Source organism: Cupriavidus sp. 05T41 (assembly GCF_056396525.1).
In genome coordinates, this window is record NZ_JBFTLQ010000014.1 from 83590 (window position 1) to 97033 (window position 13444).

General features: G+C 67.3%; 12 protein-coding genes and 1 pseudogene. 3 read left to right on the plus strand and 10 right to left on the minus strand.

Features of this window, described 5'->3' with window-relative positions:
• Positions 1–170: 170 nt before the first annotated feature.
• The 3 genes from AC1DKV_RS11495 to AC1DKV_RS11505 all read right to left on the minus strand — a co-directional run bounded on the left by AC1DKV_RS11495 (position 171) and on the right by AC1DKV_RS11505 (position 2717).
• Entirely contained in the window at positions 171–965 is a 795-nt protein-coding gene (locus AC1DKV_RS11495; protein ID WP_441619800.1) for an alpha/beta fold hydrolase, read from the minus strand.
• Between the two features lie 363 nt (positions 966–1328).
• The gene (locus AC1DKV_RS11500; RefSeq protein WP_441619802.1) at positions 1329–1676 is read right to left on the minus strand and encodes a DUF4148 domain-containing protein; all 348 of its coding nucleotides are present in this window, start codon (positions 1674–1676) and stop codon (positions 1329–1331) included.
• A gap of 264 nt (positions 1677–1940) precedes the next feature.
• A complete protein-coding gene (locus AC1DKV_RS11505; RefSeq protein ID WP_441619804.1) occupies positions 1941–2717 on the minus strand; it encodes an NAD(P)H-dependent oxidoreductase in 777 nt (258 codons plus the stop codon).
• An 86-nt stretch (positions 2718–2803) separates the two neighbouring features.
• Between AC1DKV_RS11505 and AC1DKV_RS11510 the strand changes: the two genes are divergently transcribed.
• Positions 2804–3697, plus strand: a complete 894-nt coding sequence (locus tag AC1DKV_RS11510) for a LysR family transcriptional regulator (protein WP_441619806.1) — start codon at positions 2804–2806, stop codon at positions 3695–3697.
• Between the two features lie 154 nt (positions 3698–3851).
• The gene (locus AC1DKV_RS11515) at positions 3852–4568 is read left to right on the plus strand and encodes a TetR/AcrR family transcriptional regulator (protein ID WP_441619808.1); all 717 of its coding nucleotides are present in this window, start codon (positions 3852–3854) and stop codon (positions 4566–4568) included.
• Between the two features lie 73 nt (positions 4569–4641).
• On the opposite strand, the gene AC1DKV_RS11520 is transcribed toward AC1DKV_RS11515, so the two are convergent.
• On the minus strand, positions 4642–5937 hold the full coding sequence (locus AC1DKV_RS11520) for a tetratricopeptide repeat protein (RefSeq protein ID WP_441619810.1): 1296 nt from the start codon (positions 5935–5937) through the stop codon (positions 4642–4644).
• A gap of 293 nt (positions 5938–6230) precedes the next feature.
• Between AC1DKV_RS11520 and AC1DKV_RS11525 the strand changes: the two genes are divergently transcribed.
• A complete protein-coding gene (locus AC1DKV_RS11525; protein WP_441619812.1) occupies positions 6231–7307 on the plus strand; it encodes a porin in 1077 nt (358 codons plus the stop codon).
• Positions 7308–7493: 186 nt separating this feature from the next.
• Here the strand turns inward: AC1DKV_RS11525 and AC1DKV_RS11530 are convergent.
• The 6 genes and pseudogenes from AC1DKV_RS11530 to AC1DKV_RS11555 all read right to left on the minus strand — a co-directional run.
• Positions 7494–7622, minus strand: a pseudogene (locus AC1DKV_RS11530) (4-hydroxy-2-oxovalerate aldolase); the annotation flags it as partial.
• 70 nt (positions 7623–7692) lie between these two features.
• Positions 7693–8703, minus strand: a complete 1011-nt coding sequence (locus AC1DKV_RS11535; protein ID WP_477137606.1) for a Bug family tripartite tricarboxylate transporter substrate binding protein — start codon at positions 8701–8703, stop codon at positions 7693–7695.
• 130 nt (positions 8704–8833) lie between these two features.
• A complete protein-coding gene (gene mhpD, locus AC1DKV_RS11540; RefSeq protein WP_441619816.1) occupies positions 8834–9634 on the minus strand; it encodes a 2-keto-4-pentenoate hydratase in 801 nt (266 codons plus the stop codon).
• Complete coding sequence (locus AC1DKV_RS11545; RefSeq protein WP_441619818.1) at positions 9618–10625, minus strand: 3-carboxyethylcatechol 2,3-dioxygenase; 1008 nt, start codon at positions 10623–10625, stop codon at positions 9618–9620. Before AC1DKV_RS11545 ends, mhpD begins: the two co-directional genes overlap by 17 nt.
• Positions 10622–12487: a bifunctional 3-(3-hydroxy-phenyl)propionate/3-hydroxycinnamic acid hydroxylase gene (locus AC1DKV_RS11550; RefSeq protein WP_441619820.1), complete on the minus strand. Its 1866-nt coding sequence runs from the start codon at positions 12485–12487 to the stop codon at positions 10622–10624. Before AC1DKV_RS11550 ends, AC1DKV_RS11545 begins: the two co-directional genes overlap by 4 nt.
• 23 nt (positions 12488–12510) lie before the next feature.
• Complete coding sequence (locus tag AC1DKV_RS11555) at positions 12511–13440, minus strand: alpha/beta fold hydrolase (RefSeq protein WP_441619822.1); 930 nt, start codon at positions 13438–13440, stop codon at positions 12511–12513.
• Positions 13441–13444: the final 4 nt, after the last annotated feature.

The following is a 13444-nucleotide window of genomic DNA, read 5'->3' on the forward strand; positions in this document are numbered from 1 at the left end:
GGCGTGGAGCCGGGGCCATGCATGGAAGAAGGCACATCGGCGAGCCGGTCCGCTCCGGCGAAATAGGGACGGCCGAATTCGATGGCTTCAGGGCGATCGCGCAGAAAGCGGCCACGCGCCCGGACCTCATGGTCGCATCTGCAGGCTGTCGATGGCTCCGTCCCCGGGGATCACAGCGCGGCGTGCCTGGCCGCCTCCTCGATGACAGCGGCGACTTCCTTCGGGCGCGACTCATACACCGAGTGGCTCGCGCCGGCGATGACCGTCATGTGGCTCTGCGCACGCGTGTAATACCAGCGCTCCAGATCCGGATTGATGATCTTGTCGTCGGCGGCCACGATGCCCCAGCTCGGCTTGGTCTTCCACGCGGCCGCGGTCATCGGCGCGCCGAAGACCTTGGCGGCCGTCAGGATCTGGGCGTGTGCTTCGAACTCGGCCGTCTTGCGCGGCAGATCCGCAGCGAAGTCCTTCGCAAAGACAGCCGGGTTCAGGTACGTGTAGCCGTCGTCGGTCTTGCCGATGGCGCCGGCCTGTTTCGACGTGAAGCTGGGCTTGCCTTTGCCAAGCGCCGCCTCGTCCTCGCCGACATCCGGCGCATGCGCGGCGACGTAGACCAGTCCGGCCACGTTCGGGTGCACCCCGGCTTCGGTGATGACCGAGCCGCCATAGCTGTGGCCCACCAGGATCGTCGGCCCGTTCTGCAGGTCGAGGACACGCTTGGCCGCCGCGACATCGTCTTCAAGCGAGGTCAACGGTTCCTGCACCAGGCTGACGTGGAAGCCGTCCTTTGTCAGGATGTCATAGACCGGCTTCCAGCCAGACCCATCCACCCAGGCACCGTGGACCAGAACGATATTCCTGACCGGCGCGTGGGGCGTCCTGGCATCCTGTGCCATTGCGCTGGCCGATGCAAGGAAGCAAGCGGACACTGCCAGGACCGATGCGACATGAGACGAAATTTTCACGTGAGACTCCTTTGGACGATGACTGGGAAAACGGACATGCACACCGCAGCCGCGAATGAAATCTAAGCCGGCAAGATCCCGGGGCCAATACCTACCAACGGACTGCCCCGGCGCACCCTGGTTGCATCTCCCGATACCTTCGGATGATGCCGGCGCACGCAGGACAGCTTGTGCGTATGACCGGGATCTGAGCCGGCCGCGCCCGGGCCAGCCCGAAGTCTCGGCGTCCTATACGAAGGTGTCAGGACCCTCGGCGCGCATGCGCGGCGATGCCGGGGAAGGCGGCGCGGCTGCCAGCCCGGCGGGATGTTCACGACCCGCCCGCCGTCGCCGGCGCATGCTGGCAGCACTTGTGCCGGCGCATTACGCGCCGTAATAGAAGGGGTTGCGCACGGCATCGATGCGCGGCTGGCCGGCGCTCATCCGCATGCTGGCGTTCGCCTGCAGATGGCTCTGCGCCTGCGGTTGCGTGTTTGCCGCCGTCCTGGCCGCCGCCGCATCTTCTGCCTGCACCTTGGCTTCGGCGGCCTGGATGTCCTGGGGATAGGTCGGGTCGTCGCCGCCGCCCGGCCGGTAGCCTGCCTGTTCCAGCCGGATCAGATCGGCGCGCACTTCGGCGCGGGTCAGGGGCGCCTGCACGCTTTGCGCGAAGGACAGGGCCGGCACCGCCAGGGCGCAGGAAATCAGTACGGTGCGAACGAGTGCTTTCATGATGATTTACCTCTATCAGTAGGGATCGCCCGGTACCGCCGGAGCCGCGGCGCTTTTATCGAGATGATGAAAAGCTGTACCCAGTATTGGTTTCGCCCACTGACCTCTTCCTGACCAACTCATTACAATCCCGTCACGTTCGCCCGCGCAGTCCCACAGGAACGCGACACAACGAGTCAAGCACTTTGCGCCGGTTCCGGCGTCTGGAATGCCAGCCAGCCGGCCGGGACGCCCCCGGCCGGAACGCTGACGCGTCGGCAAGCGCTATGCGAGGTGCGCCGCGAAGCCGGACCGATCGGGTGAAATATCCGGTCGCAGCGTGAGTTCCGGGATGTCGTATGCGCCCGCGTTCTGCGGGCGAAATGGTATCGGCGCGGTCTTCCAGAGATCGTCCAGACGTTGCCCTAGCGCGTCGCGGATCCCTGCGAACCGGGCTTCGTCCATCCGGCTTGTCCGGTAGACCACGAACGGTGGCAGGACGTCGAAGCCGGGGTAGTACAGCACTCCATGCTGAATGGGGAACAACACATCATCCATCGGGCCATTGATACCGCGCGGGCCGTAGTGAGACTCCCATCCGCCCGCCGTGACGATCAGCATCGCCCGTTTTCCGGCCAGCGTGCCTTCCCCGTAGCGGTCGCCCCAGCGGGCGTCGGAGTGCTCGCCCACGCCATAGCCGAAGCCGTACGCATAGGTGCGCTCCACCCAGCCCTTCAGGATGGCGGGCATCGAAAACCACCACAGGGGGAATTGCAGAATGACGGCATCCGCCCACCGCAGCTTGTCCTGTTCGAGCGCGATGTCTTCGCTCTGCCGGCCATTCTCGAATGCGCGCCTGGAATCGAGGGCCGGGTCAAAGCGGGCATCGCCCTGCCCGTCCATGCTGTCGGCCGCGTCAAGCGATGCCTTCCACTTCATTGCGTACAGATCCGACACCTGGACGAGGTGCCCGGCATCCTCAAGTCGCCTGACCGAGAAATCCTTGAGCGAGCCATTCAGCGACCTGGGTTCGGGATGGGCATAGACGAGCAGAACATTCATGGCAGTAGCCTCCGTTGCTGGAAGATCGCAAGGTAGGCCTTTGTCAGGTATATTGGAAATGAATAATCAATATTCCAGGTATTACGATGAATAATCTGCGACGGCTGGACCTCAACCTGCTGGTGACGCTTGATGTCCTGCTCTCGGAGCACAACGTGACGCGCGCCGCGCAACGCCTGAATTTCTCCCAGCCATCGGTCAGCGTCCATCTCGCCAAGCTCAGGGATATCTTCGCGGATCCATTGCTGCTGCCGGGGCCACGCGGGATGCGCCCCACCGCCAGGGCCGAGGAGCTACGCGAACCGTTGCGGCAGGCACTGGCTGCGCTGGATCGCGCGGTGTCGCCCGCCAGCCCCTTCGATCCGGCCGGGTCCAGTCATACCTGGCGCGTTGCCGCATCCGACTACAGCGAATCGACAGTCCTGCTGCCTGCCCTGGCCGGGCTGCGTTCGGCGGCGCCCGGCGCCCGGCTTGCCGTGCTCGAGCTCGCGCCCTCGCGCATCGCCAGGCAAGCGGAACAGGGGGAGATCGATCTCGCGTTCCATACCAGCGACGAGGCGCCGTCGGGCTTGCGTTGCCGCGCGCTCTTCACGGAGCGGTATGTGCTGGCTGGCCGCGCCGGCCATCCGCGCCTGAGAAGGCGGCCAACGCTTTCGCAATTCCGCGGACTCGATCACGCCATCGTGTCGCCGGATGGCGGGGGCTTCCGCGGCATCACGGACGAGGCGCTCTCGGAGGCCGGCCTGACGCGCCGGGTTGTGCTTTCCGTTCCGCACTTCCTGTTCCTGATGTCGGTGCTGGCGAGCACCGATCTCGTGGCGATGCTGCCTGCGCGCCTGGTTCGCGACAACCCTGCACTGCGGGTTGTCGAGCCACCTCTCGAAGTACCTGGCTACGAGATGTCCATGCTCTGGCATGAGCGCTCCCATCGCGACCCCGCGCATCAATGGCTGCGCGAGCACATCGCAAGTTCGGTGTAGTCCGTGCAATGCCTGGCATGCCGGGTAGGGAGAGGCTTGCCGCGACAGCAGGCGCCGGGTCGCCAGACGGCTCCCTGGCTGGCCGGGGACTTTCCTGCGGCAATGCCCATTGGCGCTAACATGGAGGCCTGACGACACCGCAAACGGCAACACCATGACAAACGCTAGCCCACCCCCGCCCCGCCAGAGCTACCACCATGGCAACCTGCGCGAAGAGATGATCCGCTGCGGCAGGGAGATCCTGGCATCCGAAGGCGTGCATGGACTGACGCTACGCTCGGCTGCCAGGCTCGCCGGCGTCTCCCACGGCGCGCCACGCAATCAGTTCGCCGACAAGGAAGGCCTGCTTGCCGCGATTGCCGCCGATGGATTCCGCGAGCTGGTCGCCGTGCGGCGGGCCCGGCTGTCGCCCGAGATGGCCGCCGGGGAGCGGCTGCTGACGGTCATGGACGGCTACATCGAATTCGCCGTCAGGCATCCGGCCCTGTTCTACCTGATGTTCGGCCCGCAGATCGTCGGCAAGGAGAACTATCCCGAACTGCTCGAAGCGGGCAGCGCGTCGTACCAGCTCCTGTTTGGGGCGGTGCAGGATTACTTCGAAGAAAACGGCCTCGCGGAGCAGTTCGACGACATGATGGTGCGCTGCGCCTGGTCCGCCATGCACGGCGTCGGCATGTTCTTCAGCGCCAAGCCCACCGGGCCCACCACGCGGCCCAAGGTCGCGCTGGCGCAATGGCGGCAAGGCGTGCAGCAGTTCGTATTGACGGGATTGCTGGCCGCGGGCAGGGAGAAGGCAGCGGCCAGCGCCGCGGCGGCGCCCGCCGCTGCCGCGAAGCCGCGGACACGGCAGCGGGCCGCCGCGCGGTCGTAGCGAACGCTGTGCGCGCCGGCACTTGCGCCAGGCGCGCCGAGCGTTGAGCGTCAGGCAGGAAGGCGTGCCATGCTCAGCCGTACCCCGCAACGCCGACCACGGGGTGCCTCACGTCGCGGCGGCCGATCAATGCGCTGGCCTCGTCCGCCCTGCCGTCCTTGATAAACGCAGAGACCAGCGTCAGCTCCACCAGGTCGCGCTGGGCGCGGCTGCCGCCGATCCTCACCGTTTGCGGCAAGGCGCGCTCCAGGTGCCGGATCGCGCCGTTCCAGTCCCCGGCTGCGTAGGCAGCAAAGCCGTCGGCCAGGGCGACGACCACCTCGCCGGGCGGGTACAGGTTCTCGGCGATGCGCTGACGGATCTCCGCGAGGCGTCGCTCGAGGCAGACGCTGTCGCCATGGACCACGCAGGCAATCAGCGCGTGCACGTCGGCATAGCCCAGCCCGGCCTTGGGAAATGAACGCAGCGCGTGCGCATGGACTTCATTCCACAGCGTTGCGTTTCTCGGCTCGCCGGCAAGCTCGGCGCGCCACAGGAAAGACGCCGCGTCGGTGACGACATTGATCGGCGGGCCCCACGCGCCGCCCGGATGGACGCCGGCGCGATAGGCCTCCCAGGCGCGCTCGAGCCGTCCCGCCGCCAGCGCCGCCAGCGCTACGTGCCATGACAGATGGCAGTGTGTCAGGCTGCGCTTGGGCAGCGCCGGCAGCCAGCCTTCCAGGTGGTCCAGCAGCGCGGCCGTCTCGCCGCGCTCGTACATCACGTGAGCCCGGAAATGCGCGGCGTGGGCGTTGCGGGAATTGGCGGCAAAGCTGTGCTCGATCAGCGTCCATGCCTGTTCCAGCCGCCCGGTTTCGCAGGCGGCGAACGAATATACCGCGTCGAACCACCAGTCCTGGCCATAGGCTGGCGCCAGCGAGGCCAGCAGTTGGTAGAGCTGCTCTTCGTGGTCCGGATCGCCGCTGAAGCCATAGAGGCCGAACACGCTGGTAGCCGGCGCCAGCACCATCGCATCGCGCGGCCAGGCCTGCAAATGCGCCAGCATGGCCTGCATCGCCTGCGCGGGCTTGCCCTCCACGCCGAGGCTGATGACGTTCACATGGCTCTGCTCGCGCGCCGAGGCATTGGCCGCCAGCTCGCGCGCCCGGCCGGCGGCCTCGCGCGCGGGCGCGATCTCTGCGTCCAGGAACATGCCGCGCGCCTGGGCGGCGTGCGCCAGCGCCAGGCGGGGATCGGCCGCGATGGCCTGCCCCAGGGACTCCCGGTACCCCGCCACCCCTGAGAGCACGCTATCCACGCCCGCCACATAGGCGTCCCGGGCGGCCGTCGATGTCGTTGTCAGTGTCAGCCCGTATCTGTCTTCCAGCATGATGCCCTCTCCCGGCCTGGGTCTACCTCACACTAGCCGGTCCCTCTTTGGCAGGCAAGAACCGGGGCCGGGACCGGGCCGCCGGAGGTGCGCCGGAGGTGCGTTGCGGAAGCGGATGGCGTGCGGTCACATAGTTTCACTTAAAGAAACAATGTGTTTGTATTTTTCATAACCATTTACTTATTGCTGTCACATAGACGTCTTAATCTCTCGGAGCCATACGGGTGGAACGCCTCCGCTCGCTGCCAGAGGCAGCAGGCAACTACTCGCTCAAATAGAAACCGAGAATGTCCGTGAAAAAAAATCTCCTCGCTTTTGCCGCAATTGCGGCAGCTTGCACCGCCTCCGGGTCCGCCTTCGCCCAGGCCGCTTCCGCGGTGACGCTCTACGGCATTGCCGATGCCGGCATCAGCTTCCAGAGCCATGTACAAGGCGCCAACGGTGGCGGGTCGGTCACCGGCGTTACCTCCGGCGGCCTCTCCGGTTCGCGCTGGGGCATCCGTGGCACCGAAGACCTCGGCAACAACCTGAAGGGCATCTTCGTGCTGGAAAGCGGCATCGACCTCGACACCGGCAAATCCGGCCAGGGCAGCCGCCTGTTCGGCCGTCAGGCCTATGTCGGCCTGCAAGGCAACTTCGGCACCGTGGCACTGGGCCGCCAGCAAAACTCGCTGTACGACCTGTTCGGCGCCTACGACCCGATGGCCGTCGGCACCAGCTACTCGCTCAACTCGGTCGATACCCAGGGCTTCAACGGCCGTGCCGACAACGCCGTCAAGTACACCGGCAGGTTCGGCGGCCTCACCGCCACCGGCTTCTACAGCTTCGGCCGGGACAGCAATGTGGCCAACGGCGGCGAAGTCCCGGGGAGCTTCCAGGTCGGCAAGAACTTTGGCGGCGGCCTGGCGTATGAGAATGGCCCGGCTTCGGTGGGTATCGCCTATGACCAGTACCAGGGCAGCAGCGTCGCCACTTCCGGCGCCGCCGCCAAGCGTGTCGCCATCGGCGGCGCCTATGCGTTCGGCAATGCCAAGCTGTTCGCCGGCTACCGCTGGCTGCGCGACGATGCCACCACTGCCAACGTCACCCGGCAGGACAACCTGTACTGGCTTGGCGCGCTGTACAAGCTGACGCCGGCCCTCAGCCTGACCGGTGCGGCGTACTACACCGATGCCCGCAAGGACAACAACGATTCGTGGATGTTCGTGATCAACGCCGACTATGCACTGTCCAAGCGGACCGACGCCTACCTGCTGCTCGGCTACGTGAACAACAAGGGCAAGGCAAGCTACGGCGTGACCAGCGCGACCAACACGATCGCGGGCCAGAACCAGACCGGCGCCATGCTTGGCATGCGTCACCGCTTCTGATGCCTGCGGCGGCATGACCCGGCGGGGCTTTCGGGGCCCGCCGCCAAAGATCATATCGACCTTGTCATTTCCTTACCGGGTGCAAGGACGTTTGGCCGGCATGCATGCCGGCCTTTTTTCCTGGCATCGCCGCAGCGCGAACGCGTCCGCCCGACAGACGCGCCGCCCACGGCACCATTGCCCGGTTCAGGCTGCGCGACGCGAGCCGGCACCTTCGCCGCCAGCACGCCCTTCGAGCAGGTCGAGCGCCACGTCGACGATCATGTCCTCCTGCCCGCCCACCATCCCGCGCCGCCCCGGTTCGACCATCAGGTCGGTGCCGATATTGCCTGAACGACGATGGCGGCCTTGAGCTTGCGTGTCATCGTGGATTCTCCGCCAGGGCTTACTCGACGCTGGCCCCGCTGGCCTTGACCAGCGGCGCCCAGCGCGCGTTTTCGCTGTTGAGGAAGGCGCCGAACTGCGGCGGTGTCATGGGCATGGGCTCGAGGCCCTGATCGGTGAAGCGCCTGACGATTTCCGGCGATTTCAGCGCCTTGAGCGCTTCCTCGTTCAGTCGGCTGATGATGGCGTCGGGCGTGCCGGCCTTGACCACCATGCCGAACCAGACCCCCGCGTCGAGCCCCTTGACACCCAGCTCCGACAGCGTCTTGACCTCGGGCAACTGGGCGGAGCGCCGCTGCGACGCGATCGCCAGCGGCTTGACCTTGCCGCCCTTGATAAGCGGCGAGGTGGTGATGACGGGATCGAACATCATGTCCACCTGGCCGGCCATCACGTCCTGCAAGGCGGGAGCGGAGCCCTTGTAGGCGACATGGGTCAGGTGGCCGCCGGACTTGTCGGCGAACAGGCCGCCAAGCAGGTGGCCGATCGAGCCGATGCCCTGGGAGGCATAGTTCACGCCGCTGCCTTTGCTGCGCGAGAGCTGGACCAGGTCGCTCACCGAATTCACGGGGCTGCCCACCGGCACCACGAGCACCAGCGGCGAGCCGGCCAGCGCGGTGACCGGCTTGAAGTCCTTCAGCGGATCATAGGAGAAGTTGCGGTACAGGCCCGGGTTGATGGCGAACATCTCGGTGGCGCCGATGAAGACCGTGTAGCCGTCCGCCTCGGCGCGCTTGACCGCCTGCGCGGCAATCTGCCCGCCGCCGCCCGGCCGGTTCTCCACCACCACCGGTTTGCCCAGGCCGGTCTGCATCTGCTGCGCGAGCTGGCGCGCAATCATGTCGGTGACGCCGCCGGCGGGGAACGGCACGACCAGGGTGACTGGCCGGCTCGGATAGGTGTCTGCCATGGCCAGGGGCGCGGCCAGCGAAGCGACGGTGGCGACGATGTCGCTCAGCAAGAGCGGCTTGAGGCTCAGAGTCTGGGTCAGGGTCTGGGTCTGGGTCTGCACGGCTTGTCTCCTGTCGTTTTGGTCGGGCGAGCCGCTACCGCGGCCTCTGTGCCCGTGATGAGGGTGTTGCGAAGTGAAGCTGCTGCGGGGTTCCCGGTGAATCCCGGCGAATCTAGGCGAAGGCCGGGGATCAGTCTTGCGCGAAGCGGGCGCGAACGGTGCCGACGCCGGCGATGCGTGCTTCGTAGACCTGCCCGGGTTCCACCGCCACCATCGGGCCAAGCGCCCCGGTCAGGATCAGGTCCCCGGCGCGCAGCGGATCGCCCAGCGATGCCAGCTTGCGGGCAAGCCATACCGCGGCGTTGAGCGGATGGCCGAGGCAGTCTGAACCGGTGCCGGCCGATACCCGCGTATCCGCGCGGAACATCTCCATCTGCACGGTCTTCAGGTCCAGGCCCGCCAGCGGCACCGGGACCGCACCCAGCACCACCAGCCCGCTGGAAGCGTTGTCCGCCACGGTGTCGACGTAGGAGATATTCCATTTGTCGATGCGGCTGCCGACCACCTCGATGGCGGGCAGCACATAGTCGACCGCATTGATGAGATCGACCAGCGTCGCGTCGATGGCGGGCACGTCGTGCTTGAGCACCAGCGCCACCTCGGCCTCGGCCTTGGGTTGCAGGGTGCGGGCCACGGGAATGGGTTCGTCGTCGCCATAGACCATGTCGGCGAACAAGGTGCCGAAGTCCGGCTGGTCGACGCCCAGCTGGCGCTGGACCGCCAGCGAGGTCAGGCCGATCTTGCGCCCGATCACGCGGCGGCCCTGCTCGCGCCAGGCGTCGACGTTGGCGCGCTGGATCGCGTAGGCGACACCGGCACCGCCGCCCGCGATCTCGTCGCGCAAGGGCCCGATGGGGACGCGGTCGGCTTCCGCGCGGCGCAGGCGCTCGGCGAGCGCGAGTACGGTCTGCTGGCTAGTGGTCATTTGCATGGCAATCGAAGCGTTCGGGTTGATGAAGAGATGCCGCTTGCGTGGCGCAGCGGCCGTGCATGACACCAAAGCCGGCGATCCATTCCGGGATCGGACGGTAGTAGTCGATCTCGGCCTGGTAGCGCCCGCCCGCCGCCAGCGCGCCGAAGGCCGCGATCCAGGTGCGGATCTCGTGCGCGGACTTGCCGCCCTCGCGCGTGATGGCCTCGTCGGTCATGCCGTCTACCGCCGTCAGCTCGCGCCTGGCCAGCAAGGCAAGGAAGGCCCGGTCCCACTCGGGATTGAGCGCGTGCAGCGCACTGTCGCCCGCGCAGAATGCGCTGGCGGCGGCGATGGTGCGTGCCTGCCGGGCGGCGCGGGATTCGGGCGAAGGATTGCGCCCCGCGATCAGCCGTTCGACGTTCTCTGCGTGGCCCGCGGCGATGGCGGGCTCGATCTCGGGTACCGGCGGCTCGTGCGAGATGCCGCCCGATCCGATCACCAGGACCCGCTTGCCCAGGCGCCCGGCAAACCGCCCGATCGCGTCACCCAGCAAGCGTGCCCGCCGGCACGAGGCCATCGGCGGCGCGACGGAATTGATAAAGACCGGGATGACGGGATAGCGGTCGAGGCCGCCGGTCAGGACCTCCAGCGCCTGCGCGCAGCCGTGGTCGACCTGCATGCGGTACGACACGGCGACATCGATATCGGCGGCCAGCACCGCATCGGCCAGCGCCAGCGCGGTCTGGCGCGGCACGTCGAGCGGCCCGGCCAGGCTCTTGAAATCGCCGATCGCGGTGGCCGCCGCGCCAATGCAGAACGGCGGCATCACGTCGTAGAAGAAACCGTTGTAGTGGTCGGGCGCGAAGGCGATCACCAGTTCCGGATCAAAGGCCCGGACGCGGGCGCGCGCTGCCGCCTGCACCGCCTCCACCTCGGCGACGATGGCCGGGTCCGGGTCGAAATAACCGTGCAGCGGCGTGTGCGAAAGGCACTCCAGATGGATCGTCATGCCGGGCTCCCTCCGGCGAGCGCCAGGACCTGGCCATCCGGCGCCATGCCGCGCGCGGGCAGGCACGCGCCGTCCGCGTGCGCCGTGCCGGCGGCGGGCACCAGCGCCAGCTTGTCGGCCAGCGCCATGATCGACTGCGACACCTCCTGCGGCGAGCACGTCCCGGCGACGAAGCGGTCCGGCCTGAGCAGCACCATGGCATGGGGCTGCCTGCCGAACCAGTCCTTGAGCCGGCCCTGGACGTCCCCCACGGCGATGACCCCGGGCGGAACGTCGGCGCGGTAGGCCAGTTGCGGGTCGGGCTTGGCGATCACGAAGCAGGCACCGAGCCGCTCCCACACCACCCGTGCCTGCGGCGTCAGGCCAAAGGTGGGATCGGTGCCCCAGCCGACGATGGCGAGGCGGTTGCCGATCACGTCGTCCAGGCGCATGACGCTTCCCTGCTCCGTGCGCACCATCGGCTGGATGAACATCCGGCCCACCGGCGAGTTGCCGGCCGGATCGCGGCCGTGCACGATGCGCCCGACCAGCGACTCGCGCTTCTCGCACATCAGTCCGAGCAGGCGGCCCAATGCCGAGTTGCCGGCGCGCTCCAGGCGCCGCGCCAGGAAACCCGGCGCGGCATCGCGCTCGGGCAACAGCACCACCCCGCTTTCATAGCGCGGCATCGGCTTGAAGCGCATCTCCACGAAATACTGCTTGACCGGCGGGAAGGCGTTCATGACCCGCGTGAACCCGTCGCGCAGGCGCGCACCCGTGCGGCTGGCCGGGGCGAAGATGTCTCCCGCCACCTCGGACAGGTGGATCATCGAGCGGGCGTGCGCGCGCCGCTCCATGCCATAGGTATCGAGCAGGCGCTCCTGCGCCTGGCCCTTGACCACCATCGCAAGCTTCCAGGCCACGTTGGCCGCATCGCGGATGCCGCTGTTGTAGCCCTGCCCCTGCCACACCGGCATGATGTGGGCCGCGTCGCCGGCCAGCAGCACGCGCCCGGAGCGGAAGCTGCGTGCCAGGCGGGCGTTGTGCGTGTAGACGCGCTTGCGGATGTAGTCGACCTTGTCCGGCTCCGGTACCAGCTTGCGCATCAGCGCGGCCAGGTTCTCCGGCCTCGACAACTCTTCCTCGGTTTCGCCCGGCATCACCATGAACTCGAAGCGGCGCACGCCATGGGGCAGCGCCGCGGACACATAGGGGCGCTCCGGATCGCAATGCATATAGATATGGGGCGTGCCGATCGGATCGTTGCGCACGTCGACGACGATCCACTGGTTCGGCTTGGTGCGGCCCTCGAACGGAATATCGAGGCTGCGCCGCACGAAGCTGTTGCCGCCATCCGCGCCCACCAGGTAACCCGCGCGCAGCACCGTTTCGGCGCCCGTGGCACCGGTCGTGCGTATCGTCACGCCGCTGTTGTCCTGGGTGAAGCCGGACACGGTCTGGCCAAACAGGATCCTGACGTGCGGGAAGCGCGCCAGCCCTTCGTAGAGCACGCGATCGGCCAGCGGCTGGATAAAGGCATTGCGGCGCGACCAGCCGAATTCATCGGTGCGGGGCTCGATCGAGGCAAAGCAGCGGCCGCCCGGCGTGACGAAGCGCATCCAGTGGTGCGGTGTCGTATGCGGCAGCAGCACTTCGGCCAGACCCACCGACTGGAACACGCGCAGGGCCTCGTCGTCGAGGCCGATCGCGCGGGGGTAGTCGATGATCTCGTCGAGCTTCTCGACCAGCGCGACGCGCACGCCCTGCAGGCCGAGGATATTGGCGATCATCAGTCCGACCGGGCCGGCGCCGATGATGGCCACGTCAGTCGTCAGATCCTGGGGGCGGCCGTCTCCCGCCGCCATCTCGATGGCGTTGCTCATGTCTCCTCCTTGCTTTTTTCAGGTCAGACGGTGGTCGCTTCCGGCACCGCCCTGCCCTGCAGGAAGTTGAGATGGATGCGGTTGAAGGTCTCGGCATCCTCGAACTGCGGCCAGTGCCCGCAGCCGTCCATCACGGTGAACAGCGCGCCCGGGATCATGGTCGCGATGCGGCGTCCTTCGGACACGTCGGCGGTGGGATCGTCGGAGGTCCACAGCACCAGCGTGGGTGCCTGGATGCGGCCGTAGTCCTGCGCGCGCAGGATATTGCGCTGTCGCGTTTCCATGTCCTGCAGCACCATGTTGCCGCGCTGGGCCTCGACCATGCCGGGCTGGGCATAGATGGCCTGGCGCGTGGCGATCAGGTCGTCGAAGGCCTTGCGCTTGTCGGCCATCAGCCATTCCACGCGTGCCTTGATGAAGTCCCAGCCGGGGTCTTCCACGGCACGCATCGACAGCGTCTTGAGCCGCTCCATGACGACCGGATCGGCCTGCGAGCCGCCCGCCGTGTTCAGCACCAGCCGCTCGACGCGCTCCGGATGATCGATCGCCAGGCGCGATGCCACCCAGCCGCCCAGCGACTCGCCGGAGAACGACGCGCGCCCGATGCCCAGGGTATCGAGCACGCCGATCACGTGATCGACGTAGGCCGACACCTCGCGCGGGCCATCGGGCTTGTCCGTCCAGCCGTGGCCGATCATGTCGATGGCCCACACATTGAAGTGCCCGGCATGCGCCTGCAGGTTGCGCACATAAGCTTCGGCATGGCCGCCGACGCCATGCAGCAGGATCAGCGCGGGCTTGTCGTCGCTGCCTGCGTGCAGGTAACGCGTGCGGATTCCGTTTGCGTCGAGCCAGCCCTGGCTGAAGGTGACGCCGCGCAACTCGCCCCAGATGCTCTCGTACGGCAGTCGGGCGGTGGACGGATTGACAGCGGGGGAAACGGCATTGGACATCTTT

Excerpts from the sequence above, each read along its gene's own strand:
- AC1DKV_RS11555 (WP_441619822.1), bottom strand. The coding sequence starts at position 13,440 with ATGTCCAATGCCGTTTCCCCCGCTGTCAATCCGTCCACCGCCCGACTG.
- AC1DKV_RS11500 (WP_441619802.1), bottom strand. The coding sequence starts at position 1,676 with ATGAAAGCACTCGTTCGCACCGTACTGATTTCCTGCGCCCTGGCGGTG.
- AC1DKV_RS11510 (WP_441619806.1), top strand. The coding sequence starts at position 2,804 with ATGAATAATCTGCGACGGCTGGACCTCAACCTGCTGGTGACGCTTGAT.
- AC1DKV_RS11545 (WP_441619818.1), bottom strand. The coding sequence starts at position 10,625 with ATGACGATCCATCTGGAGTGCCTTTCGCACACGCCGCTGCACGGTTAT.
- AC1DKV_RS11550 (WP_441619820.1), bottom strand. The coding sequence starts at position 12,487 with ATGAGCAACGCCATCGAGATGGCGGCGGGAGACGGCCGCCCCCAGGAT.
- AC1DKV_RS11515 (WP_441619808.1), top strand. The coding sequence starts at position 3,852 with ATGACAAACGCTAGCCCACCCCCGCCCCGCCAGAGCTACCACCATGGC.
- mhpD (WP_441619816.1), bottom strand. The coding sequence starts at position 9,634 with ATGCAAATGACCACTAGCCAGCAGACCGTACTCGCGCTCGCCGAGCGC.
- AC1DKV_RS11505 (WP_441619804.1), bottom strand. The coding sequence starts at position 2,717 with ATGAATGTTCTGCTCGTCTATGCCCATCCCGAACCCAGGTCGCTGAAT.
- AC1DKV_RS11520 (WP_441619810.1), bottom strand. The coding sequence starts at position 5,937 with ATGCTGGAAGACAGATACGGGCTGACACTGACAACGACATCGACGGCC.